General features: G+C 32.6%; 18 protein-coding genes. 5 read left to right on the top strand and 13 right to left on the bottom strand.

Annotated elements, in window-relative coordinates; all coding sequences use genetic code 11:
• Positions 1-8: 8 nt before the first annotated feature.
• Positions 9-3,083, bottom strand: a complete 3,075-nt coding sequence (locus tag ACKTST_RS05625; protein WP_408046767.1) for a SusC/RagA family TonB-linked outer membrane protein — start codon at positions 3,081-3,083, stop codon at positions 9-11.
• A gap of 10 nt (positions 3,084-3,093) precedes the next feature.
• Entirely contained in the window at positions 3,094-4,329 is a 1,236-nt protein-coding gene (locus ACKTST_RS05620; protein ID WP_408046766.1) for a M14 family metallopeptidase, read from the bottom strand.
• Positions 4,330-4,412: 83 nt separating this feature from the next.
• Between ACKTST_RS05620 and pdxR the strand changes: the two genes are divergently transcribed.
• The 5 genes from pdxR to ACKTST_RS05595 all read left to right on the top strand — a co-directional run bounded on the left by pdxR (position 4,413) and on the right by ACKTST_RS05595 (position 10,072).
• Positions 4,413-5,873 carry a MocR-like pyridoxine biosynthesis transcription factor PdxR gene (pdxR, locus tag ACKTST_RS05615; RefSeq protein WP_408046765.1) on the top strand — a complete coding sequence of 487 codons (1,461 nt, stop codon included), beginning with the start codon at positions 4,413-4,415 and terminating at the stop codon, positions 5,871-5,873.
• Positions 5,874-5,900: 27 nt separating this feature from the next.
• Entirely contained in the window at positions 5,901-6,896 is a 996-nt protein-coding gene (locus ACKTST_RS05610) for a metal-dependent hydrolase (protein WP_408046764.1), read from the top strand.
• 80 nt (positions 6,897-6,976) lie between these two features.
• A complete protein-coding gene (locus ACKTST_RS05605; RefSeq protein ID WP_408046763.1) occupies positions 6,977-9,319 on the top strand; it encodes an FdhF/YdeP family oxidoreductase in 2,343 nt (780 codons plus the stop codon).
• Positions 9,320-9,328: 9 nt separating this feature from the next.
• Entirely contained in the window at positions 9,329-9,688 is a 360-nt protein-coding gene (locus ACKTST_RS05600; protein ID WP_408046762.1) for a hypothetical protein, read from the top strand.
• 9 nt (positions 9,689-9,697) lie between these two features.
• A complete protein-coding gene (locus ACKTST_RS05595; RefSeq protein ID WP_408046761.1) occupies positions 9,698-10,072 on the top strand; it encodes a YchJ family protein in 375 nt (124 codons plus the stop codon).
• A gap of 156 nt (positions 10,073-10,228) precedes the next feature.
• On the opposite strand, the gene ACKTST_RS05590 is transcribed toward ACKTST_RS05595, so the two are convergent.
• The 11 genes from ACKTST_RS05590 to ACKTST_RS05540 all read right to left on the bottom strand — a co-directional run bounded on the left by ACKTST_RS05590 (position 10,229) and on the right by ACKTST_RS05540 (position 23,460).
• A complete protein-coding gene (locus ACKTST_RS05590) occupies positions 10,229-10,696 on the bottom strand; it encodes a hypothetical protein (protein WP_408046760.1) in 468 nt (155 codons plus the stop codon).
• Positions 10,697-11,085: 389 nt separating this feature from the next.
• Positions 11,086-12,351, bottom strand: coding sequence for a threonine ammonia-lyase (ilvA, locus tag ACKTST_RS05585; protein WP_408046759.1), 1,266 nt, complete (start codon positions 12,349-12,351; stop codon positions 11,086-11,088).
• 2 nt (positions 12,352-12,353) lie between these two features.
• Positions 12,354-13,850: a ketol-acid reductoisomerase gene (gene ilvC / locus ACKTST_RS05580; protein WP_408046758.1), complete on the bottom strand. Its 1,497-nt coding sequence runs from the start codon at positions 13,848-13,850 to the stop codon at positions 12,354-12,356.
• 27 nt (positions 13,851-13,877) lie between these two features.
• Positions 13,878-14,405: an acetolactate synthase small subunit gene (ilvN, locus tag ACKTST_RS05575; RefSeq protein WP_408046757.1), complete on the bottom strand. Its 528-nt coding sequence runs from the start codon at positions 14,403-14,405 to the stop codon at positions 13,878-13,880.
• 2 nt (positions 14,406-14,407) lie between these two features.
• The gene (gene ilvB / locus ACKTST_RS05570) at positions 14,408-16,141 is read right to left on the bottom strand and encodes a biosynthetic-type acetolactate synthase large subunit (protein WP_408046756.1); all 1,734 of its coding nucleotides are present in this window, start codon (positions 16,139-16,141) and stop codon (positions 14,408-14,410) included.
• Positions 16,142-16,151: 10 nt separating this feature from the next.
• Positions 16,152-17,828 carry a dihydroxy-acid dehydratase gene (ilvD, locus tag ACKTST_RS05565; protein WP_408046755.1) on the bottom strand — a complete coding sequence of 559 codons (1,677 nt, stop codon included), beginning with the start codon at positions 17,826-17,828 and terminating at the stop codon, positions 16,152-16,154.
• The gene (locus ACKTST_RS05560; protein ID WP_408046754.1) at positions 17,828-18,715 is read right to left on the bottom strand and encodes a branched-chain amino acid transaminase; all 888 of its coding nucleotides are present in this window, start codon (positions 18,713-18,715) and stop codon (positions 17,828-17,830) included. The genes ilvD and ACKTST_RS05560 overlap by 1 nt, the downstream gene beginning before the upstream one ends.
• Before the next feature lie 481 nt (positions 18,716-19,196).
• The gene (gene leuB, locus ACKTST_RS05555; RefSeq protein ID WP_408046753.1) at positions 19,197-20,312 is read right to left on the bottom strand and encodes a 3-isopropylmalate dehydrogenase; all 1,116 of its coding nucleotides are present in this window, start codon (positions 20,310-20,312) and stop codon (positions 19,197-19,199) included.
• A 9-nt stretch (positions 20,313-20,321) separates the two neighbouring features.
• Positions 20,322-20,903: a 3-isopropylmalate dehydratase small subunit gene (gene leuD, locus ACKTST_RS05550; protein ID WP_408046752.1), complete on the bottom strand. Its 582-nt coding sequence runs from the start codon at positions 20,901-20,903 to the stop codon at positions 20,322-20,324.
• Positions 20,903-22,285, bottom strand: coding sequence for a 3-isopropylmalate dehydratase large subunit (gene leuC, locus ACKTST_RS05545; RefSeq protein ID WP_408046751.1), 1,383 nt, complete (start codon positions 22,283-22,285; stop codon positions 20,903-20,905). Before leuC ends, leuD begins: the two co-directional genes overlap by 1 nt.
• Positions 22,285-23,460, bottom strand: a complete 1,176-nt coding sequence (locus ACKTST_RS05540; RefSeq protein ID WP_408046750.1) for a 2-isopropylmalate synthase — start codon at positions 23,458-23,460, stop codon at positions 22,285-22,287. The genes leuC and ACKTST_RS05540 overlap by 1 nt, the downstream gene beginning before the upstream one ends.
• Positions 23,461-23,512 lie beyond the last annotated feature (52 nt).

The raw sequence follows: 23,512 nt of genomic DNA, 5'->3' as shown, positions 1-23,512 counted from the left end.
TAAATCTTTTAGAACGTTGCTGAAATACCTAAAGAAATTCTTTTTGTTGAAGGCACATTATTTCTTCCTAAACCTCCATCATTTTCAGGATCAAAATTTACATACTTAGGAAAGTTTGGTGCATTATACCATAAATTTCTACCAGTAAGTGTAAAGTCTATATTTTTGAAAGGAAATTTTTGTCCATTTTTTGGAACAAAAGAATAGCTCAATGACACTTCTCTTACTCTAAACACAGAAGCGTCCCACATACTTAAATCATTAGGATTGTAATAGTTTGAAAAAACTGTTCTTAATCCATTCATTTGAATTGTATTTGGAATTTTATTTCCGTTAGGATCTAATAAAATTTCACCTGTATCATCATCGGCTAAATAACCTGGAATTACGAATGATCCTTCTCTATTTTCTGTATCTCTAGTAACTCCTCTTTCTAATAAATCTTCTACTGCTCTAGATGATATTTCTCCACCATGTCTGTACTCTAACTGTGCAGATAAGGTAAAACCTTTATAACTTACTGTATTTATATTGGTTAATCTCCAATCAGCATTAGGATCTCCAATAACTCTATCTGGCAACCCAACATCATCACTACTAATTACTTCACCAACTCTGGTAGAAGAACCGTTACCGCTAATTAATAAATTGCCTTCTTCATCTCTTAAGGCATAACTTCCTACAATAGCTCCTATTGGTTGCCCTTCAACAGCCCATCTATCTGCAGTTAACCTAATCGGTGCGCCACTTGGAGTAGTTTTAACAACTAAAGATTCATCTGCTGTGAAAATATTTCTAAAGTTCCACTTAAAACTGTCATTTTTAAAGATATCAATTCCTAAATCTACTTCAATACCTTTATTATCTATTCTACCTAAATTTATCACTTGAAAATCATATCCAGTTGACACCGCTAAAGGTGCTTCAACTATCTGATCTTCAGAAATTCTCTTATAAAGAGAAGTTTCTAACGACACTCTGTTTTTAAACATTTTTGTTTCCAAACCTACTTCAAACTCTTTATGAAGTTCAGGTTTTAAATCTGGATTTGCAAATTGTCTACTAAAACGATTAGTAACTGGTAAACTACCGTCTGCTGAGGCAAATCTATTAGCATCGATTAATAATGAAGTTCTTGTGCTGTAAACCTCTGGAAAACCAGATGATGTTGCATAAGCTCCTCTAATCTTTAAATAATTAACTATACTATTTTCTCCAAAATTAAAAGCAGATGTAGGAATAAATGAAATAGACGCCCCTGGGTAGAATAATGATCTGTTTTCTTTTTCTACTGTACTACCCCAATCGTTTCTACCTGATAAAGTAGCATATAAATAATTTTTATATCCTAATTGAAATTGACCAAAAGCACCTGCAATATTTTCTTTTGAAGTATAATACCCTGATTGAGAAGTATAATAATTATTAGGTCTTAAAAATCCGTAAACAATTTGCCCTTGAGAATCTGAAGAAATTCTCTTTCTTGATGTTAACTTTGAATTAACACCAACTTGAGCTTCTAAATTTAAATTTTCAGTTAAATCTTTATTATATCCTAATATTACTGTTTGATCAACAACAACTTCTTTTATATAATCTAAGTTTAAATACCCTGTTTTAAAGGCATCATCGTTAAAACCTCCTTTGTTAGAATAATCGAAAGTATCTGTTTGTTCGTTATCATATCCTACTCTATAAGAAACATTAAAATTATCATTAAACTTATAGTTTGCATTGATTGTACCAAAAACTCTCACTTTATCATCACTAACACCAGAGTTATTTAATACCCATAAAGGGTTTGTATCGTTTCTGTAGTATACAGACTCACCTGTTACAGGATTTTGATATGGTAATTCTGTTAAATCTATATTTCTAGGTAAATAAAATGTTCTTCTAAATATTTCTTGCGATTGAACTCTATTTACTTTTCTGGTTGAATAATTTAATGTTGCAGATAAATTAAACTTATCGCTTATTTGAGCATTACCACCAATACCAATATTAAAACGTTTTAAATCATTATTTGCTATAATTCCTTTTTCATCAGTATAACCTGCTGATAAATTAAATGCTTGCTTTTCAGTAGAAGTTGAAACAGAAAGAGAGTGAATAGTACCTAAACCTTCTCTAAACATATTTCTAACATTATTAGGCTTAGCTTCATAAGGTACCATAGCGTTTTCATATTCAGGAAAAATATCACTTAAACCTGAATAAGGATGAACTACTTCATCAATACTATCAAACGATGGCCCCCAAACTGATAAAAAACTCGGGATAAAGGTACCTTCTTGACCTTGCCCGTAAGTATTCTGATAATCTGGCAGTTGAGAAACCGAATTCACATAAGTAGTTGTTGAAAACGAAGCGGTAGTTTTACTTTCGCCTATTTTACCGTTACCACTTTTTGTTTGAATAAGTATTACACCGTTTCTACCTTCACTACCATACAACACAGCTGCGTTAAATCCTTTCAAAATACTCATCGACTCAATATCATTAGGATCTATGTCTCTTAGAAGACCATTAAAAGGTACATTGTTTACAACAATAAGCGGATTATTACTTTGAGTTAGTGAAATACTACCTCTAATTCTTATTGGTGAAGAAGAACCAGTTTGCCCATTTTCTGCACCAATAGAAACCCCAGCTATTTTACCTTGTAAAGCTCTTGCTAAATCTGCCTCCGGTTTTTTTGCAACTTCATCAGATTCTAATTTAGTAATTGCATAACCAAGTGCTTTTTTAGATTTTTTTATCCCTTGAGCTGTTACCACTACCTCTTCCAACTGCTCAGAATCTTCTTTTAACACAATTTGAAAAGTAGTTTTTCCTGCAGTTGTAACTTCTTGTGTTTTCATTCCTATAAAAGAAACTACTAAAATTGCATTCTCTCTTACTTGCAGTGTAAAGTTTCCATCAAAATCAGTTTCAACACCATTTGAGGTGCCTTTTTCTAAAACGGAAACTCCTGGTAAACCTCCAGTGGCATCGCCAACAGTACCCGTTATTGTTTTTTGTGCATACGTACCAATAGATATTAGTAGTAATAAAAAACTTAAATAGAGCTTTTTAGTCATTTGTATTGATTTAGTTAATATTTGATTTGTTTAATATTCTCATCATTTCTTCTGCTGTTACCTTTCCTATCTCTTTTATTCTTTCTCTAGGTGTAGCATCACCTATTTCATAAGTAATTCCAACAGCATTATGTCCGTACAAAAACCAACCTTTAGAAACTGGTTTATTACTGTTTCCTGCAGCTTCATTTACTTTATAATTTGGTATGTTTTGCTCTAAAGCTTTAAACCAGTCGTCAATAAAATTTGGAAGTGTTGTACCTTCTCTTATCTTATTTGTATAGAATACATCATTATATGTTGAGTGAAAATCGAGCCCTAACACTATTTTTGAGTTGTTCTTTTTTAACTCTTTTGTAATAAACTTAACTATCTGTCTAATTTCTGGCTGACGGTACTCTGACCAATCTCTATTGGTATCAACTCCATTGGCGTTATGACGCCAATGACCTAAATCTACTCCATCAGGATTTACTATTGGAAAAGCCAAAACTCTATACTTATTTAAAAATTCATTCGTTAGATTATTTTCTGCTAAAATGACTTCTAAAAATTCTTGATATGCAAAAAAACCAGTTACTTCTGGTGGATGTTGACGTGTTAACAATACCACAATAGGTTTCTGCTCTTTTTTTCCTTTATAGATATCTAACACAGGTAAATTTTTGTTAAGTTTTGACTTACCTGCACTTTTAACTGTAACATAAGGTTTGTTGTTTGTTGCCTTTTGATACCATTTTTCAGTATCTTTTGAAGTAATTATTTCTTGAGCAGAAACCCATGTAGTATCTTTTGAAACATGAAGTTTAATGAAAGTTAAGGAATCTTTTTTATGTACTAAATTAGAGTCTATAGACCTCCAATTTGTATTTTGTTTTTTTAATTTTGGTATATATCTATGCTTATGTCCTTTAGGATAATCGAATTTTATTTGAATTTCTTTATCAGTAGCACTCCAAATTTTAAAAGAGTAATAAGCGCTGAAATTTATTGGTGTATTCTCTGGTCGAATGTAAGCTATATAAGTGCTATCATTTTCTTGTTCAAAACCATTTAACCTCGCCCCATTAAAATTGTTTGTCGCAAATACTTTTGATTCAGTTATAAAAACTTGTTTTTTTTGTTGATTAATTCTTTTTGAAGTTGTATCAACAGGTGTTTTAAAACTTACTTTCTTTACAGTAGTACAACCAATAATACCAAAAAAAAGTATTGGTAAATGAATTTTAAATAGGTTAGCTTTCATAAAATAATTTACAATCTGACATAAAATTATGTGGTTTTATACCTATATTGTGCATACCAATTTTAATTTAAAAAGAATACCAATTGTATTTTAACATAAAAGCTTTATTAGAAGAAACCGAGGAATGGAACAAAGAAAACACCTCTATTTATAAGAGAGTGTACAACGCTTTTAAAGATTTAATTTTAAAGAAAGCCATCCCAAACAATACACAATTACCTCCTACCAGAGTTCTCGCAAAAGACTTAAATGTTTCTAGGAGTACAATTATTAAAGCTTTTGATTTACTTTGTTTTGAACGGTTTATTATTTCAAAAAAAGGGTCTGGATATTATGTAAATTATATAGTTTCTGAAATTAAAGTAGAAGAAAAAGAAAGTAACAATATTAAATATCCTAAAATTTCTAAAAGAGCCAAACAGTTTTTAAAACATCAATATGTAAATACTGATAACTTTAGTAAAACTAACATTGCTTTTAGACCAGGCTTGCCTCCGTTAGATATATTTCCTATTCATAAATGGAAACAAGTTTCAAATAATTATTGGCGTGAAACCACACCTACCAACCTATCTTATGCGCCAACAGCAGGTTTAGAAAGTTTACAAATTAGTATTATGAACTATTTACGCATTTATAGAAACCTTCACTGCAATTTTAATCAAATAATTATTACCTCTGGGTCTTTACATTCATTATACTTAATTGGAAATGCTTTACTAGATAAAGGTGATGAAATCATCATGGAAAATCCAACTTTCCCTAGAGCTTATAATCTTTTTAAAAGTTTAAAGGCAACCATTATACCTTGTAATGTTTGTTCTGAAGGTATCTGTATAGACTCGATAGAAAACAAAAAGGCAAAACTTATCTATACAACACCATCTAATCAATACCCTTTGGGTATTAAAATGAGTAAAAACAGAAGGAAAGAACTCTTAGAATATGCTTCAAAAAATAATTCATTAATTATTGAAGATGATTATGACCATGAGTTTAGCAATTGGGAAAATCCTATACCATCAGTATTTAGTTTAGATAATGAAAAAAGAGTAATTTACATTGGTACCTTTAACAAACTTCTACATCCTTCTTTACGCATTGGTTATATGATTGTTCCAAAATATTTAATCAACCCAATAAAATCAATTTACGAACAATCGAGCAGGTTTGTGTCTGTTCATTTACAAGAACAATTACAAGAGTTCATAAAAAAAGACCATCTTAATAAGCATATAAGAAATGTGATTAGTGTTTCTGAAAAGAGAAAAACTGATTTTATAAACCAAACCAAAAACATCTTTAATATTAGTAAACATTTTGACGGACTTCATTTAATTGGAAAATTTAAAAGTGATTTTGATGACAAAAAAATATATCAAGAATTACTAAAAAGAGAGGTTGTCGCCTATCCTCTAAGCAACTACTATATAACCAAAGAAAAACAATCTGGTTTAGTTATGGGGTTTTCCTCTGTTAACGAAAAAGTGATGAAAGAAAAAACACAACAAATGAATTTTTTGTTTAATTCGTTAAAGTCTTAACCAAAACAATTCAACTATTTTTGTACTATGGACTCACTTACACAAATTGTTCTTGGCGCTGCTGTTGGAGAAGCTGTTTTAGGTAAAAAAGTTGGCAACAAAGCAATGTTGTATGGAGCTATTGCTGGTACTATTCCTGATTTAGATGTCTATATCGGTAAACTATTCGATACCGTTACCGCATTAGAAATTCATCGTGGGTTTACCCATTCAGTTTTGTTTTCAATTGTTTTTGGATGGATTTTCGGATGGTTGATTTCATTGTATGAAAAAAATGCTTTCACTAAAGAATGGAGTAAGCTCATGTTTTGGGGATTTATAACACATTCTTTATTAGATGCTCATACAACTTGGGGTACACAACTTTTTTGGCCTTTTGATGTTCGATTGGCTTTTAAAAACATTTTTGTAATAGATCCTTTATATACCTTACCTTTTTTAGTTTTTCTTCTACTTGCGATGTTTCAACCAAAAGCTTCAAAAAAAAGAAGGAAATATAATAATTTAGGATTAATAATTAGCAGTAGCTACATGCTACTAACTATTATTTTTAAAGGAATTGCGTATTCGAGATTCACACAAGCATTAAACGAACAAAATATTTCCTATAGTGAAATTGAAACAAAACCTACTCCTTTAAATTCCGTTTTATGGGCAGCAAATATTGAAACTGAAGACTCGTATCTTATTGGTTATTATTCCTTTTTTGACACCAAACCCATTGAATTTTATTTGTATCCAAAAAATCATCATTTATTAGAAAAATATAAAGAAGAGCCTTCAGTTAAACGACTTATAAATTTAACCAACAATTGGTATACAATTTCTAAAAAAAATGACGCTATTTACCTAAACGATTTACGCTTTGGCCTACTAAGTGTAGCTCCTAATTATCAACAATTTGCATTTAGCTTTAAAATTTTTGAGAATAACCATAAAATTATAATTGAAGAAGTGCCTCGAGATAAAAAACATGCTAAACAATTATTAAAAGACCTCTGGACTAGAATTAGAGGGAATTAAACTCACACTTTCACCAACAAAAACAACTACTCTACCGTTTTTTAGTATCTTTATCTTTTCTTTTAAGATAGATTACACCAATGGATAATAAACCTAAAAAACAACTTCACAAACAAGCTGATGCTGAACCACCTTATAAGCTACTAAGTCTTAGAACAGGTAAGCAAAAAGACTGGGCTGCGGGGCTTCCTGGAGTTACCAATGCAATTAAAAGCTTAATTTCAGATAAAGCTCTGGTTCGAGGAGGAAAAGCGTTGTTTAAAATGAATCAGTTTGATGGTTTTGATTGCCCTAGTTGTGGTTGGCCCGATCCTGACGATGAGCGCTCTCCTATTGGTGAATACTGTGAAAACGGAGTAAAAGCTTTATCAGAAGAAGCTACGAGTAAAAAAATTACAACTGATTTTTTCAAGAACAATTCGGTATATGATTTATCTCAATTAAGTGATTATGAAATTGGGCATTTAGGTCGACTTTCAGAACCTATGTACCTTCCAAAAAACGGTACACATTACGAACCAATTAGCTGGAAAAATGCTTTTAATAAAATTGCCGAACATCTAAACAAATTAGAATCGCCAAACAATGCGGCTTTTTACACTTCTGGTAGAACTAGTAACGAAGCCTCTTTCGCGTATCAACTTTTTGTCCGTGAATTTGGTACAAATAACTTTCCTGATTGTTCTAATATGTGCCATGAAACTTCTGGTTATACTTTAGGAACAATAACCGGAGTTGGTAAAGGAACCGCTACTTTAAAAGATTTTTACGATACCGATGTTATTATGATAATCGGTCAAAATCCTGGAACAAATTCTCCAAGAATGTTATCTGCTCTTGAGAAAGGGAAGAAAAACGGAGCGAAAATTATCGCTGTAAATCCGTTACCTGAAGCTGGTTTACTAGGATTTAAAGATCCGCAGAAAATAAGTGGTATTTTAGGAAAAGACGTACAACTTGCCGATTTGTATCTTCCTGTTAAAATAAATGGCGATTTAGCTTTATTAAAAGCTATTGAGCAGATCCTGCTTAAATTTGAAAAAGAAAATCCGGGGAATGTTTTCGATCAAGAATTTATCAAAAATAAAACAACAGGTTACGAAACGTTAATTAAAGAAATTGAGAACTATAATCTTGAAGAATTAGCAAATTCTTCTGGTGTTTCTTTAGAGCAAATTCAATTAGCTGCTGAAATGTTGGCTACTAAAAAACGTATCATTATTTGCTGGGGTATGGGGCTAACGCAACAGCCTAATGGAGTTGATATTTTAAAAGAAATTTTAAACCTTTTGTTCTTAAAAGGAAGTATTGGTAAACCTGGTGCTGGTTCGTGTCCTGTACGCGGACATAGTAATGTGCAAGGGAATAGAACCATGCTAATTAACAATCATCCTACTAAAGAACAGCTTGATAAACTAGAAGAAGTCTTCGGATTCAATCCGCCTAGAGAAAGTGGATACGATGTTGTTGACACCATAAAAGCGATGAATGAAGGAAAGGTAAAAGTTCATTTTAGCATGGGAGGTAACTTTTTATCAGCAACACCCGATACTAATTACACTGCTGCTGGTATGAGACAACTCGACTTATCGGTTTGTGTTTCTACCAAATTAAACAGAACACATCTTATACATGGTAAAGAAGCATTGATTTTACCTACTATTTCTAAAAGTGAACTTGATATTATCGACGACGAACTGCAATACACAAGTGCAGAAAATGCGATGGGAATTGTAGAATGGTCGAAAGGAGTGCTAAAACCTATTTCAAACAATCTTATTAACGAAACTCATATCGTTTGCCTAATGGCAAAAGCAACTTTGGGTGACAAAACTGTTGTTGATTGGGATCGTTATATGAACAGTTATGATGCTGTTAGAGATGATATTGAAAAATGTATTCCTGGGTTTGAGAACTTTAATATACGAGTAAAACAAAAAGGAGGGTTTTATTTACCAAATGCTGCTCGTGATGGTAATTTTAACTCTAAAGAATTTGGTAGTCGCGTTCCGTTTTCAATAACTTCATTACCAAAAAACACTTTAGCAGCTGATGAATATTTAATGGCAACCGTACGAACTCACGACCAATTTAACACTACGATTTACGGATTAGACGATAGATATCGTGGAGTTTACAACGAGCGTCGTGTCATTTTTATGAGTAAAACCGATATTGAAAAAGCTGGTTTTAAAAACGGAGACAAAGTAGATTTATTTAATTATGATAATAACACAGAACGTGTTGCTCCGCTATTCATTATTGTTGAGTATCCTATTCCTGAAAAGAATACCGTTACGTATTTCCCTGAGGCTAATGTATTGGTTTCAATTCACAACACGGTTAAAGGTAGTAATATGCCAGCATCAAAACACGTAAAAATTAAGATACAAAAACACAATCCTTTTTATTTAAACAAATAGACTTCATAAATGACTATTGAAGATTTAGTTGGTAACTATCATATTATTGGAAGTAATCAAGATGACAATGAAAACACTTATAAAGGCGTTTTATCATTAACTCTTGATGAGAATAAACGAATTGATGCCAAATGGCTTATTAACAACGAGCAAGAACAATTTGGAACTGGTTTTTACAAAAACAACATACTTGTTATCAATTTTAAGTACGAAGGTGATGATAACACAATTTACAAAGGTGTTGCTGTGTACACTTGTATTTCTAAAGATATTTTAGACGGATTTTGGTCAGAAAAACATGGAAATCCTTTATTTCTTGGTGAAGAGCGTTGTTTTAGAATACAAGAACAAACAGAATTAATCAATTAAAAACTAGCTATGCAGTGTCCTTGTAACCCTACAATAAAATACAGTGATTGTTGCCAAAAATCACATCAAAACATACATTCGGTTACCTCAGCAGAAAAATTAATGCGTTCAAGGTATAGTGCTTTTGTTTTAGCAGATATAGATTATTTACAAAAAAGTCATCATAGTAGTACTAGACCTTCAAAAAGAGAGAAAAAAGAAATTTTAGCTTGGACAAAATCCGTTAATTGGATAAAACTAGAAGTTCTAAATACCACTGAAACTACCGTTGAATTTAACGCCTATTTTATGGAAAATGGAAACATAGATGTTATCCATGAAAACTCAGTGTTTTGTAAGGAAAATAATCACTGGGTATATCTTGATAATAAAAAGGTAGTTTAAAATAAGTAATGAACGTCATTACGAGAAATTTTAATTTCGAAGTAAACTGTATATTGATAATTTAAGATCATCATATATGTCGAATCTTCGATTTCGTTGTGGTAGCGGGGAATGTCATTACAAAGCACACAAAAGTATAAGCTTTCTAGATTGTTTCTACTCGTTTATTTTCTTTTTTTCTATGAACATGATATAAATAAACCATAGAGTTAAAATAACTCCAAGTATTAAAAAACATAAATCTCTATACATCAAATATTTTTGGTGTTTTAAACTTAATGGTTTTGAATCTTTAGTTGTATATAAATCATCTGCCTTAGGGTTGTACCATATATATATTGAATCTTGTTTGCTATGCAGAAAGTGCTTATAGTTTCCATTTTTGGCGTCTTCATCTACCTTTACACTTGATTTATTATCAAAGTAAAAAATTTCTTTAACATTCCCATCATTTACCCCTCCATTCATAGCAAACTGATTAATTGAATCTACTTTTACCTTTATTTTTCTATAATCCTCTATGTATCTTACTCTTTTTTGAAATAATTTAAAACGTATAAAAGTAAAAGGAGAGCTTATAAACAAAATAAAAAAAACAACAAACAAAAATTTTCTAATCCACATATTATATATATTTAGAATTCACCAAGCTGTATTTCTTTACTAATTTAAATGCTTTTTTCCATTTTGACGCTGTACCATGTCTCCCGGCTTTAAGCCACATAACTCTTTATGTATTTCCTTAGCTAAATTCATATTTTAATACTGATTGTGTTTTGTTATTGACGTATTTCCCCCCATGCTACCGCACGATTGTATCGTGTGGTCTTTTCTACATCTTTTAACCATAATTTTAAAACACCAATATATTTAATCGTACTCAGAGTACTAATTGCTAAAATACAATGTATCACTAAAAACAAAAAACTCTGCTAAAACGAATTTAACAGAGTTTTAAAATTTTATAGATTCCTTCTTTTAATTTTAAGTGACTTTATTTTTAACTGTCACTTTTAAATCAAAAATTCAAACAAATTAGGTTTGTCATTTAAGTATTCACCAAAAAAATTACGCTCTTTCATACGAGTAATTAATGGTGATAAATCGGCTTTTTTTTCTAGCTCAATTCCAACAACAGCGGGTCCGTTTTCCCTACTTGTTTTTTTTGAATATTCAAAAAAAGTAATGTCGTCATTCTTTCCTAAAACATCCATCACAAATTCTTTTAATGCTCCAGCTCTTTGTGGAAAACGAATAATAAAATAATGCTTTAATCCATTATATAGTAGCGCTCGCTCTTTTATTTCAGCAGTACGTGTAATATCATTATTACTACCACTTACTACGCACACTACATTTTTACCTCTAATTTCTTCCTTGTATTGTTCTAAAGCCGATAATGTTAACGCTCCTGCAGGTTCAACCACAATAGCGTCTTTATTATACATATCTAAAATTGTTTGGCATACTTTTCCTTCAGGAACTGTAACCATATCGTGTAAATTTTCTTTACAAATCTTATAAGTTAAATTCCCTACTTGTTGCACAGCAGCTCCATCTACAAACTTATCTATTGATGCTAGTTTTATATTCTCATTTTCATTTATAGCGGTTTGCATTGATGGTGCTCCTTCGGGTTCTACCCCAATTACTTTAGTTTTTGACGACAAAATTTTAAAAACAGAAGATACTCCTGATGCTAATCCACCACCTCCTACTGGAACAAATACATAATCAATTGGTTCGTTTGATTGTTCTAATATTTCTAACGCTACAGTACCTTGACCTTCAATAATTTTTTCATCATCAAAAGGATGTACAAACGTTTTCCCTAAACTATCAGAAACATATTTTGCTGCATTATACGCATCGTCAAAAGTATCTCCTGATAGCTGAATATCTACAAACTTACCACCAAACATTCGTACTTGCTCAACCTTTTGTTTTGGTGTAGGCGCAGGCATAAAAATTGTCCCAAAAATTTTCTTTTTACTACAAGCTAAAGCCACTCCTTGTGCATGATTTCCAGCACTTGCACATACAATACCGTTAGATAACTCTTCATCTGATAACGAGTGAATTTTGTTATAGGCTCCTCTAATTTTGTAAGAACGTACTTGCTGCAAATCTTCTCTTTTTAAAAGAATAGTTGCATTGAACTTTTTTGAATAGGTATAATTTTTTAACAAAGGTGTTTCAGCAACTACTTCTTTTAAAATAGTTGCTGCTTTTTGTATGTTTTCTAACTTTGGATAATATGTCTTTGTTGTTAACTCCATTACTATGCTAAAACAAGTTCTTCAACTTCAGTTTTTACAGATTTCATAGCTGTCATAGCGGTACGTAAAACTCTACCTGTTTCTTCTATAGGATGGTTTCTTATAGCACTATTTACAGCTATTAATTGTTGATTATCTACTCCGTTTGAGTTTGAAAAAGGTTTACCTATTATTTCTGTAGAAACGGTGGTCATAAAATCTTCTAATAAAGGACGACAAGCATGATCGAATAAGTAACATCCATATTCAGCAGTATCAGAAATAATTCTGTTCATTTCAAATAATTTTTTACGAGCAATTGTATTCGCAATTAACGGTGTTTCGTGTAATGACTCATAATAAGCAGACTCTTCAATAATTCCTGCTTCGGTCATCGTTTCAAAAGCTAACTCTACTCCTGCCTTTACAAAAGCTACTAACAACACTCCGTTATCAAAATATTCTTGCTCGTCTATTTGTTCTGTTAAAGCAGCTGTTTTTTCAAAAGCGGTTTCGCCTGTTGCAGCTCTCCATTGTAATAAATTAGCGTCATCATTTGCCCAATCTTCCATCATAGTTTTAGAAAAATGACCCGACATAATATCATCCATATGCTTTTGGAAAAGCGGACGCATTATTTGTTTTAATTCTTCTGATACTTCAAAAGCTTTAATTTTTGCTGGGTTTGACAAACGATCCATCATATTGGTTATACCACCGTGTTTTAGGGCTTCTGTAATGGTTTCCCAACCGTATTGGATTAATTTTGAAGCATACGAAGGCTCAATTCCTTCTTCAATCATTTTATTAAAAGATAAGATAGATCCTGTTTGTAACACACCACATAAAATAGTTTGCTCACCCATTAAATCAGATTTAACCTCAGCAACAAACGAAGATTCTAACACTCCTGCTCTATTACCTCCTGTGGCAAACGCATACGCCTTAGCTTGTGCTAATCCTTTTCCTTGTGCATCGTTTTCTGGGTGTACAGCTATTAAGGTTGGTACTCCAAACCCACGTTTGTATTCTTCTCTAACTTCCGATCCAGGACACTTAGGTGCCACCATAATTACGGTTAAATCTTTACGGATTTGCATTCCTTCTTCAACAATATTAAATCCGTGAGAATATGATAACGTTGCCCCTTCTTTCATTAAAGGCATTACTGTTTGTACTACATTTGTATGCTGCTTGTCTGGAGTTAAGTTACAAACTAAATCGGCTGTTGGAATTAACTCTTCATATGTACCTACATGAAAACCATTTTCAACTGCATTTTTATACGATTGGCGCTTTTCGGTAATTGCTGTTTCTCGTAAAGCATACGATACATCTAAACCAGAGTCTCTCATATTTAATCCTTGGTTTAAACCTTGTGCTCCACATCCTACAATTACCACTTTTTTTCCTTCTAAAGCTTTAATTCCGTCTTCAAATTCTGAAGTTTCCATAAAACGGCACTTTCCTAATTGTGCTAATTGTTCTCTTAAAGGTAATTGGTTAAAATAATTTTTCATTTTTTATATTTCTTTGTGTTGTTTGTTTTATTTATGTACTTCTTTTAGCATTTCTGAAATTGGCATTTCTGTTTTCGTAATTGCTATTCTACCTGAGCGAACGAATTGTTTAATTCCGTGTTTATCTAACTCATGGTACAACTCTTCTAATTCTTCTTTAGAACCTGAACGTTCTAAAACAAAAAAGTCTTTATTTACGTTTATTATCCTTGATTTACTATTGTTAATTATGGTTTGAATTTCATCGTTATCAACCAGTAAATCGGTGCTTAGTTTGAACAAACAAGATTCTTGATATATCGTTTGTTCATCGGTATGATAAAAAGCTTTAATGACTTCTACTTGTTTTTCTATTTGACCAATTATTTTTTTTATTTGGTCTTCTGACATTTTTGCTAAAAGCGTAAATCTTGATACACTTTTAATTTCAGATTTTGACACATTAACACTTTCAATATTTATGTGTCTTCTTTGAAAAATTGCCGAAATTCTGTTCAATAATCCTACTGTATTTTCGGTATATATTGAAATGGTATAGGTTTGATTTTCTTCCATAATTATTCTAATCTTATATCTGAAACTGAGCTTCCTGTAGGTATCATTGGAAATACATTATCTTCTTTTTCTACACATACTTCTAAGAAATACGCTTCTTTACTAGCTATCATTTCTTGAACTGCTGTTGCTAAATCGTCTCTTTTTGTTACTTTATTTGTTTTTAAATGGTATCCTTTAGCGATGGTGATAAAATCGGGATTAACCATTTCGGTAGATGCGTAACGTTTATCAAAAAACAATTGTTGCCATTGGCGTACCATACCTAAAAACTCATTATTTAAAACCACAATTTTTACAGCGGTTCCTGTTTGCAAAATGGTTCCTAACTCTTGAATGGTCATTTGATAACCACCATCACCAGAAATAGAAACTACTTGTCTTTCGGGTGTTCCCATTTTTGCACCAATAGCAGCAGGTAAAGCAAATCCCATAGTTCCCAGCCCACCAGAGGTTATGTTACTTTTAGTTTGAGTAAACTCAGCATATCTGCTTGCAATCATTTGATGTTGCCCTACATCAGTAACTATAATCGCATTTCCTTGAGTAGCCTTGTTAATTTCTTTGATAACTTCTCCCATGGTTAAACCTTCTTTGGTTGGGTACAAGTCATTTTTAATTACTTTATCATACTCTATAGCATCTAAGTCTCTAAATTTTTGCAACCAACTTGCATGTTCATTTTTATGAATAAGAGGTAGTATTTGTTTCAAGGTTTCTTTTGAATTTCCTAAAACAGCTACATCTGCATATACGTTTTTGTTTACTTCGGCAGGATCTATTTCAAAATGAACCACTTTTGCTTGTTTAGCATACGTATCTAAACTACCTGTAACACGATCATCAAAACGCATTCCCACAGCAATTAACACATCGCATTCATTGGTTAATTTATTTGGACTGTAATTTCCATGCATACCAACCATACCTACATGCAATGGATGTTTTGTTGGTAATGCAGAAAGTCCTAAAAGTGTAGTTGCTGATGGTATTCCTGCTTTTTCAATAAACGCTTTAAATTCTTCTTCAGCTTGTCCTAAAATTACTCCTTGACCAAATACTACAAAAGGTTTCTTCGATTTATTAATTAAATCTGCCGCAGCTTCTAAACTATTGTTATCTATTGTAGGTTGTGCTTTATAACTACGAACTGAAGTACACTTTTCATACGAAAACTCCATTTCTTCAAACTGAGCGTTTTTTGTAATATCTATCAAAACAGGTCCTGGTCTACCCGAACGAGCAATATAAAAAGCCTTGGCAAATACTTCAGGTATTTCTGATGCTTTGGTAATTTGATAGTTCCATTTTGTTACCGGTGTTGAAATACCGATAATATCTGTTTCTTGAAATGCATCTGAACCTAATAAATGACTCCCCACTTGCCCAGTGATGCACACCAATGGAGTTGAGTCTATTTGTGCATCTGCAATCCCTGTAATTAAATTAGTAGCTCCGGGACCAGAAGTTGCAATCGCTACTCCTACTTTACCGGTAGCTCTTGCATATCCTTGTGCCATATGCGTTGCTCCTTGTTCGTGTCGAGTAAGCACATGATGTAATTTATCTTGGTATTTATACAACTCATCATACACAGGCATAATAGCACCACCTGGGTAACCGTATAGTAAATCTACACCTTCTTCTAATAAGCTTTTTACTACAGCTTCAGCTCCTGATACTTTTAGTTTTTGTTTTGCTTCTTGTTGGTTTTGTATTACAGTTTTTGTTTCCATAGTAAAAAGTTTAAAATTCGTCGGTTACGCATCCGTTAGATGCTGACGAAACTGTTCGTGCATACTTATATAAAACACCTCGTTTTACTTTTAATTCAGGTGCTTTCCAATTTTTTTTACGCTCATTTAATTCTTCTTCTGAAACATCTACATTAATCGTATTTGTTTCGGCATTGATAGAAATAATATCTCCGTTTTTCACTAAAGCTATCACTCCACCATCTTGTGCTTCTGGAGTAATATGACCTACAACAAAACCATGCGTACCACCTGAAAAGCGACCATCGGTTATTAATGCTACTTCATTACCTAAACCTGCTCCCATAATGGCTGCTGTAGGCTTTAACATTTCTGGCATACCAGGACCTCCTTTTGGACCTTCATAACGAATTACGACTACATCTCCTTTTTCTACTTCACCATTCTTAATTCCATCATTAGCTGCGTATTCTCCTTCAAACACTTTAGCTTTTCCAGAAAAATACAACCCTTCTTTTCCTGTAATTTTTGCTACAGAACCTTCTTTTGCTAAGTTTCCATACAACATTCGTAAATGACCAGTTTCTTTGATTGGAGTTTTTAAGTCTTTAATAACTTCTTGTCCTTCTGTTAAACTTGGTACTATTGCTAAATTTTCGGCTAAGGTTTTTCCTGTAACTGTTAAACAATCACCATGAATTAATCCTTTTTCATATAAATATTTTAAAACTGCTGGTATACCTCCTACTTTATGAACATCTTCCATTAGGTATTTTCCACTAGGCTTTAAATCGGCTAAGAATGGTGTTTCATCAGAAATACGTTGAAAATCTTGTAATGTAAACGCTACATCTGCAGCCTTTGCTATAGCTAAAAAGTGTAATACAGCGTTGGTAGAACCTCCCATCACCGTTACCAATCGAATAGCGTTTTCAAGAGATTTTTTAGTTACGATGTCTGATGGTTTAATGTCTTTTTCTAATAATACACGTAATGCCTCTCCTGCTTTTACAGACTCTTCTTCTTTGTCTACACTTATTGCTGGATTTGAAGAATTATAAGGCAAACTCATACCTAAAGCTTCTATAGCAGAAGCCATGGTGTTTGCTGTGTACATTCCTCCACATGCACCTGCTCCTGGGCATGCTTTTTCAATAACATTTTGGTATTCATTATCATCAATCTTTCCTGCTACTTTTTCTCCCCAAGCTTCAAAAGCTGAAACGACATCTAACTTTTTTCCATTATGACAACCTGATTCTATGGTTCCTCCATATACTAAAACCGAAGGGCGATTTAAACGTAACATTGCCATTAATGCTCCAGGCATATTTTTGTCACAACCAACTACGGTTACCAAACCATCATACGACATTGCCTGCACAACGGTTTCCATAGAATCAGCAATCACGTCTCTAGATGGAAGTGAGTAACGCATTCCTGGTGTTCCCATAGAAATACCATCAGAAACCCCAATGGTGTTAAATATCAATCCGACTAAATCAGCATTCTCAGTTCCTTGCTTTACTAATTTTGCTAGATCATTTAAATGCATGTTACACGGATTACCTTCATATCCTGTGCTTGCAATACCTATTAGTGGTTTTTGTAAATCTTCTTTGGTTAACCCAATAGCATGTAACATTGCTTGTGCTGCGGGTTGCGTATCGTCTTGAGTTACTTGTTTACTAAACTTATTTAATTCCATTATACTGCTTTAGCTTTAGTTCTTAATCCTAATACTTCGTCTTTATATTCTTTCATTAATTGATATCCTAACGATTGCTCCCACTCTAACGGAAACTCATAATCATCAAGTGATTGTAACCCAACTACCTCAGCAGCAGTGCCTGTAAAAAAGCAAGAATCTGCTTGTTTTATTTCCTCTAAAGCGAAATGCTTTTCTTCAACATAAAATCCTAATTCTTTGCATAAATCGATTACTGTTGATCTTGTTATTCCCGCCATAATATGACCTCGTGGTGGTGTATATAACTTTCCGTCTTTTTGCATAAACACATTGGCTCCAGAACATTCTGCTACATTTCCATTCATATCTAATAATAAAGCTTCGTCATATCCTTCTTGTTTTGCTTCGTTCGTTGATAATATAGAATTGATGTAATGCCCAGTTACTTTTGCCTCTACAAAACAAGCATTTGGATTTGGACGTTGAAATTTTGAAGTTTTAACTCGTAAAAGTTTATCTCCCATATACTTTCCCCATTCCCAACATTGAATTATTAGATTGGCTTTTGTTGAAGTAGTCAAACTCATATCTGCTCCAGTAGTTATTAACGGACGGATGTAAGCATCTTTTAACCCATTACGCTCTAATAACTGATAAGTTATTTCTGTTAACTCTTCTTCAGAATAATCAAACTGAATATTCATTACCTCAGCACCATATTTTAATCTTTTATAGTGCTCATAAGGTTTAAAAATTCTTGCTCCTTTTGAAGTGTTATAAGCTCTTATTCCTTCAAAAACACCGTTTCCATAGTGTAAGCTTTGGCTATATAAGTCAATTTTTATATCGTTAACTTTTACAAATTCTCCATTATAAAAAATTATAGTCTCTTCGTTGTAGTACATTTTTTAGTTGTTATGTTATTCGAAATTATTTTAATACGCTTTAATTGCTTTTCCTTGTTTATAGTTTATTATGATTTCTAACTGACGGATTTTAAATTCATTTTACTGATTTTTAGATTGTTAGGTTTTTTGATTTTTAATATTCAAGACATAAAAAAAGCCTGCATCAAAAAAATTGATACAGGCTTTTATAACACAATAGCTATCCGTATCAACTCGGTGGTGAGTTAATAATGACAATAATAATTGCTACGATGTTAAAAAATTGGTTCATGTTATTTACAACAAAAAAGGCTTCCTAAATTTAGGAAGCCTTTTAAAATTTATACTATAAAATATTTAAATATCACTTCCTTATCCTTGTGAAATAATCACAACGACAATAATAATTGAAATGATATTTAATACTTGTTTTTTCATTCGATGCTACAAATATTTAAAATTATTTTTTAGTAATCCTAATTATTTTGCAAAAATTATTTTAGATGATGGTACTTTGTCCCATATGAACATTCTGAAAATTGATATTACTATCTTCCTGATTGTGAATATAATCTGCGATAAAACCTCCAACTTTACTGGTTGAAAATGGATTTTCTGAATTGATATCTTGGGTTGTTATACCTAGTTCTAATGATTTTTCTACTGCGGCTTCAACTACTTGCGCTTCTTTTAACAAGCCTAAATGTTTTAATAACATAGCAGTTGATAAAATTGAGGCTAACGGATTTGCTATATCTTTCCCTTTTGCTTGAGGAAAAGAACCGTGAATAGGCTCAAATAGGGCATTTTCTTTTCCTACTGAAGCCGACGCCAATAAACCTATAGAACCACCGATAACACTTGCTTCATCAGATAAAATGTCTCCAAAAAGGTTTTCTGTTAAAATTACATCGAACTGTTTCGGATTTAAAATAAGCTGCATTGCAGCATTATCAACAAATAAAAAATCTAATTCAACATCTGAATATTCGCTTGCTAAGTCTGTTACTGTTTTACGCCACAATCTTGAGGTTTCTAACACATTAGCTTTATCGACCAACGTTAATTTTTTTTGCCTTTTTTGCGCTGATTGAAATGCTAAATGTGCCATTCGTTCAATTTCTTTAACAGTATAAGAACAACCATCAAAAGCGTGAGTACCATCATCACTTAGTTCTTTTATTCCGAAGTAAATACCACCAGTTAACTCTCTGTAAATTGCAATATCGGTTCCTTTAATTCTTTCCTTCTTTAAGGGTGAATTATGAATTAATGTATCGTATGCTTTCACAGGACGTACATTACAAAACAAGCCCAATTCTTTTCGCAAACGTAAGAGTCCTTGTTCTGGACGCACTTTGGCTGTGGGATCGTTATCATATTTAGGATCTCCAATCGCTCCAAACAAAATAGCATCGCTTTTTTTACATAGTTCAATCGTTTCATCTGGTAAAGGGTTCCCTGTCTTGTCAATAGCACAAGCTCCCATTAGAGCTTCTTTAAATAAAAAAGTATGGTCAAATACATCACCAACCGCTCTTATTACTTTTTTTGCTTGTTCTGTTACCTCTGGTCCAATTCCGTCACCTGGAATTACAGTAATATTGTATTTCATAAACTTTTTTTATGCGATTTTTGCTTCGAAAGCTGTTATTTTATCTTTTTTACTGATTAAAAAATCAATATCATCATACCCATTTAATAAGCATAGTTTTTTATATGAATTGATTTCAAAATCTATATTCCCTATAGGAGTTTTTAAAACCTGATTTTCTAAGTCAACTATAACAATTGTATCTGGTATATCGGTAACTTTTTGTAGTAGCTTTTGTAAATATTCTTTTGGAACTTGTATAGGTAAAATTCCGTTATTTAATGCATTTCCTTTAAAAATATCAGCGAAAAAACTACTGATGACTACCTTAAATCCATAACCTGCTAATGCCCATGCTGCATGCTCTCTACTTGAACCACACCCAAAATTATCACCCGCTATTAAAATACTTCCACTATACTTTTCATTGTTCAACACAAAATCTTCATTTAAGCTACCGTCTTTTTTAAAACGCCAGTCTCTAAACACGTTATCTCCAAAGCCATTTTTATCTGTAGATTTTAAAAAACGTGCAGGTATTATTTGATCAGTGTCTATATTTTCGGTTGGTAATGGTATAGCAGTATCTATCAGTTTAACAAATTTCTCCATTAGTTTAATTGTTTTGTAAAATCGGTAATTTTTCCTTCAACTGCAGTAGCTGCTGCCATTAAAGGACTCGCTAAAATGGTTCGTGCTCCTTGACCTTGACGTCCTTCAAAATTTCTATTGGAAGTTGACACACAGTATTCTCCTTCAGGAATTTTGTCATCATTCATTGCTAAACAAGCTGAACATCCTGGTTGACGTAGTTGAAAACCTGCTGCTTCAAAAATTTCCTGTAATCCTTCACGTTTTATTTGTTTTGCCACTTGTTGCGATCCTGGTACTAACCATGCGTTAACGTTGGGTGCTTTTTGCTTCCCTTTAACATAATTGGCAGCTACTCTAAAATCTTCAATTCTCGAGTTTGTACAACTCCCAATAAATACATAATTAATTGGTTTATTTATTAAAGATGCTCCTTTTTGAAAATCCATATATTGCAATGATTTTTCAAAGGAAGCATCATTCACTTTAGGAATTGTTTCTGAAATTTTTATTCCCATTCCTGGATTGGTTCCATAGGTAAGCATTGGCTCAATATCTGCTGCAGCAAACGAATATTCTTTATCAAACACTGCATCTTTATCTGTTTTCAGTGTTTTCCAATACGCTACTTTTTTATCAAACTCCTCTCCTTTTGGAGCAAACTCACGTCCTTTTACATATTCAAAAGTGGTTTCATCTGGAGCTATCATACCTCCTCTAGCTCCCATTTCAATACTCATATTACAAACAGTCATACGACCTTCCATAGACATTTCTTCAAACACATTTCCTGCATATTCGCAGAAATATCCTGTACCTGAATTGGTTCCTAACTTAGCAATGATATATAAAATTACATCTTTAGGTAATACTCCTTTTTTCAACTTTCCATTTACATTTACACGCAAACTTTTAGGTTTTTCTAACAACAAACATTGGCTTGCAAATACTTGTGCTACCTGACTTGTACCTATACCAAAAGCAATCGTACCAAAAGCTCCATGTGTTGAGGTATGGCTATCACCACACACCATAGTCATTCCTGGTTGTGTAATTCCTAATTCAGGAGCCATTACATGCACAATTCCGTTATAACGATGTCCTAAACCATATAAAGTAATATTGTTTTCTTCACAGTTTTTGGTTAACTGCTCTAACTGGTTTCGAGACAACTCATCTTTTATTGGTAAATGTTGATTTACGGTTGGTGTATTATGGTCGGCAGTAGCTACAATTTTATCAGGTCGTGCAATTGGAATATTACGTTCTTTTAATTCATTAAATGCCTGCGGACTTGTTACTTCGTGAATTAAATGCTTGTCGATATATAAAATCTGTGGACCGTCTTTAATCGAATCTACCACATGCGCATCCCAAACTTTATCAAATAATGTTTTTCCCATTAGGCGATGGCTATTTTTGAAATTTTATTAACTTGTTTCATTATTTGATGAATATCTTCATCAATCACTTCTTTTTGTCTATCTGCAAATTGCAAGAAGGTTTTATATGCAGTATCTAATTGAATTTTGGTTAATTCGTATCCAATCTTTTTGGCGCGATACGCTAATGCTGCTCTTCCACTTCGAGCGGTTAATACAATAGCACTTTCATTCACACCAACATCTGCTGGATTGATAATCTCATAAGTTTCACGGTTCTTGATAACTCCGTCTTGATGAATTCCTGAACTATGAGCAAATGCATTAGCTCCAACAATTGCCTTATTTGGTTGCACAGGCATTCCCATTTTTTCACGAACCATGATACTTGTATCATATAATAACTTAGTATTGATATCAGTTTGAAGGTTTAAATATGGATGTTGCTTTAAAATCATCACCACTTCTTCTAAAGCTGTATTTCCTGCACGCTCTCCAATTCCATTTATAGTACATTCTATTTGACGTGCACCATTGATAGCTCCGGCAATAGAGTTTGCTGTAGCCAAACCTAAATCGTTATGACAGTGACAAGAAATAATTACATTTTCAATACCTTCTACATTTTCTTTTAAGTATTTAATTTTTGCTCCGTATTCTTCAGGCAAACAATATCCTGTTGTATCTGGAATATTCAATACAGTCGCTCCTGACTTGATAACTTCTTCACAAACTTTTGCTAAAAAAACATTATCGGTTCTACCGGCATCTTCTGCATAAAACTCTACGTCATCTACAAAATTCTTTGCATGTGAAACTGCTTCTTTAGCTCTCTTAATTACCTCATCTTTTGAAGCATTAAACTTATATTGAATGTGAGAATCACTAGTACCAATACCTGTATGGATTCTAGGTTTTTTAGCAAGTTTTAAAGCTTCAGCAGCTACCTCAATATCTTTTTTTACCGCTCTTGTTAAACCGCATACAGAAGCATTTTTAACCAGTTTCGATATCTCTAGTACTGATGTGAAATCTCCTGGACTAGAAACAGGAAAACCTGCCTCGATAATATCTACTCCTAAAAAATCGAGTCTTTCGGCGATTATTAATTTTTGTTGTGTATCTAATTTACACCCTGGGACCTGTTCTCCGTCTCTTAAAGTGGTATCGAAAATTTGAATTTTATCGTTCTGCATAAATCTAATTATGATTATCAAAATAAAATTCAAATGTATATATTGGCTTTTC

The organism is Tenacibaculum crassostreae (assembly GCF_964512405.1).
In the GTDB taxonomy this organism is placed as follows: domain Bacteria; phylum Bacteroidota; class Bacteroidia; order Flavobacteriales; family Flavobacteriaceae; genus Polaribacter; species Polaribacter crassostreae.
The sequence above is the reverse complement of the archived record's forward strand: the minus strand, read 5'-3'. Positions and strand labels throughout refer to the sequence as shown.

Bases quoted from the DNA above. Each gene is read 5' to 3' on its own strand.
- ACKTST_RS05625 (WP_408046767.1), bottom strand. From the start codon at position 3,083: ATGACTAAAAAGCTCTATTTAAGTTTTTTATTACTACTAATATCTATT.
- ACKTST_RS05620 (WP_408046766.1), bottom strand. From the start codon at position 4,329: ATGAAAGCTAACCTATTTAAAATTCATTTACCAATACTTTTTTTTGGT.
- ACKTST_RS05610 (WP_408046764.1), top strand. From the start codon at position 5,901: ATGGACTCACTTACACAAATTGTTCTTGGCGCTGCTGTTGGAGAAGCT.
- ACKTST_RS05605 (WP_408046763.1), top strand. From the start codon at position 6,977: ATGGATAATAAACCTAAAAAACAACTTCACAAACAAGCTGATGCTGAA.
- ACKTST_RS05600 (WP_408046762.1), top strand. From the start codon at position 9,329: ATGACTATTGAAGATTTAGTTGGTAACTATCATATTATTGGAAGTAAT.
- ACKTST_RS05595 (WP_408046761.1), top strand. From the start codon at position 9,698: ATGCAGTGTCCTTGTAACCCTACAATAAAATACAGTGATTGTTGCCAA.
- ACKTST_RS05590 (WP_408046760.1), bottom strand. From the start codon at position 10,696: ATGTGGATTAGAAAATTTTTGTTTGTTGTTTTTTTTATTTTGTTTATA.
- ilvA (WP_408046759.1), bottom strand. From the start codon at position 12,351: ATGGAGTTAACAACAAAGACATATTATCCAAAGTTAGAAAACATACAA.
- ilvC (WP_408046758.1), bottom strand. From the start codon at position 13,850: ATGAAAAATTATTTTAACCAATTACCTTTAAGAGAACAATTAGCACAA.
- ilvN (WP_408046757.1), bottom strand. From the start codon at position 14,405: ATGGAAGAAAATCAAACCTATACCATTTCAATATATACCGAAAATACA.
- ilvB (WP_408046756.1), bottom strand. From the start codon at position 16,141: ATGGAAACAAAAACTGTAATACAAAACCAACAAGAAGCAAAACAAAAA.
- ilvD (WP_408046755.1), bottom strand. From the start codon at position 17,828: ATGGAATTAAATAAGTTTAGTAAACAAGTAACTCAAGACGATACGCAA.
- ACKTST_RS05560 (WP_408046754.1), bottom strand. From the start codon at position 18,715: ATGTACTACAACGAAGAGACTATAATTTTTTATAATGGAGAATTTGTA.
- leuB (WP_408046753.1), bottom strand. From the start codon at position 20,312: ATGAAATACAATATTACTGTAATTCCAGGTGACGGAATTGGACCAGAG.
- leuD (WP_408046752.1), bottom strand. From the start codon at position 20,903: ATGGAGAAATTTGTTAAACTGATAGATACTGCTATACCATTACCAACC.
- leuC (WP_408046751.1), bottom strand. From the start codon at position 22,285: ATGGGAAAAACATTATTTGATAAAGTTTGGGATGCGCATGTGGTAGAT.
- ACKTST_RS05540 (WP_408046750.1), bottom strand. From the start codon at position 23,460: ATGCAGAACGATAAAATTCAAATTTTCGATACCACTTTAAGAGACGGA.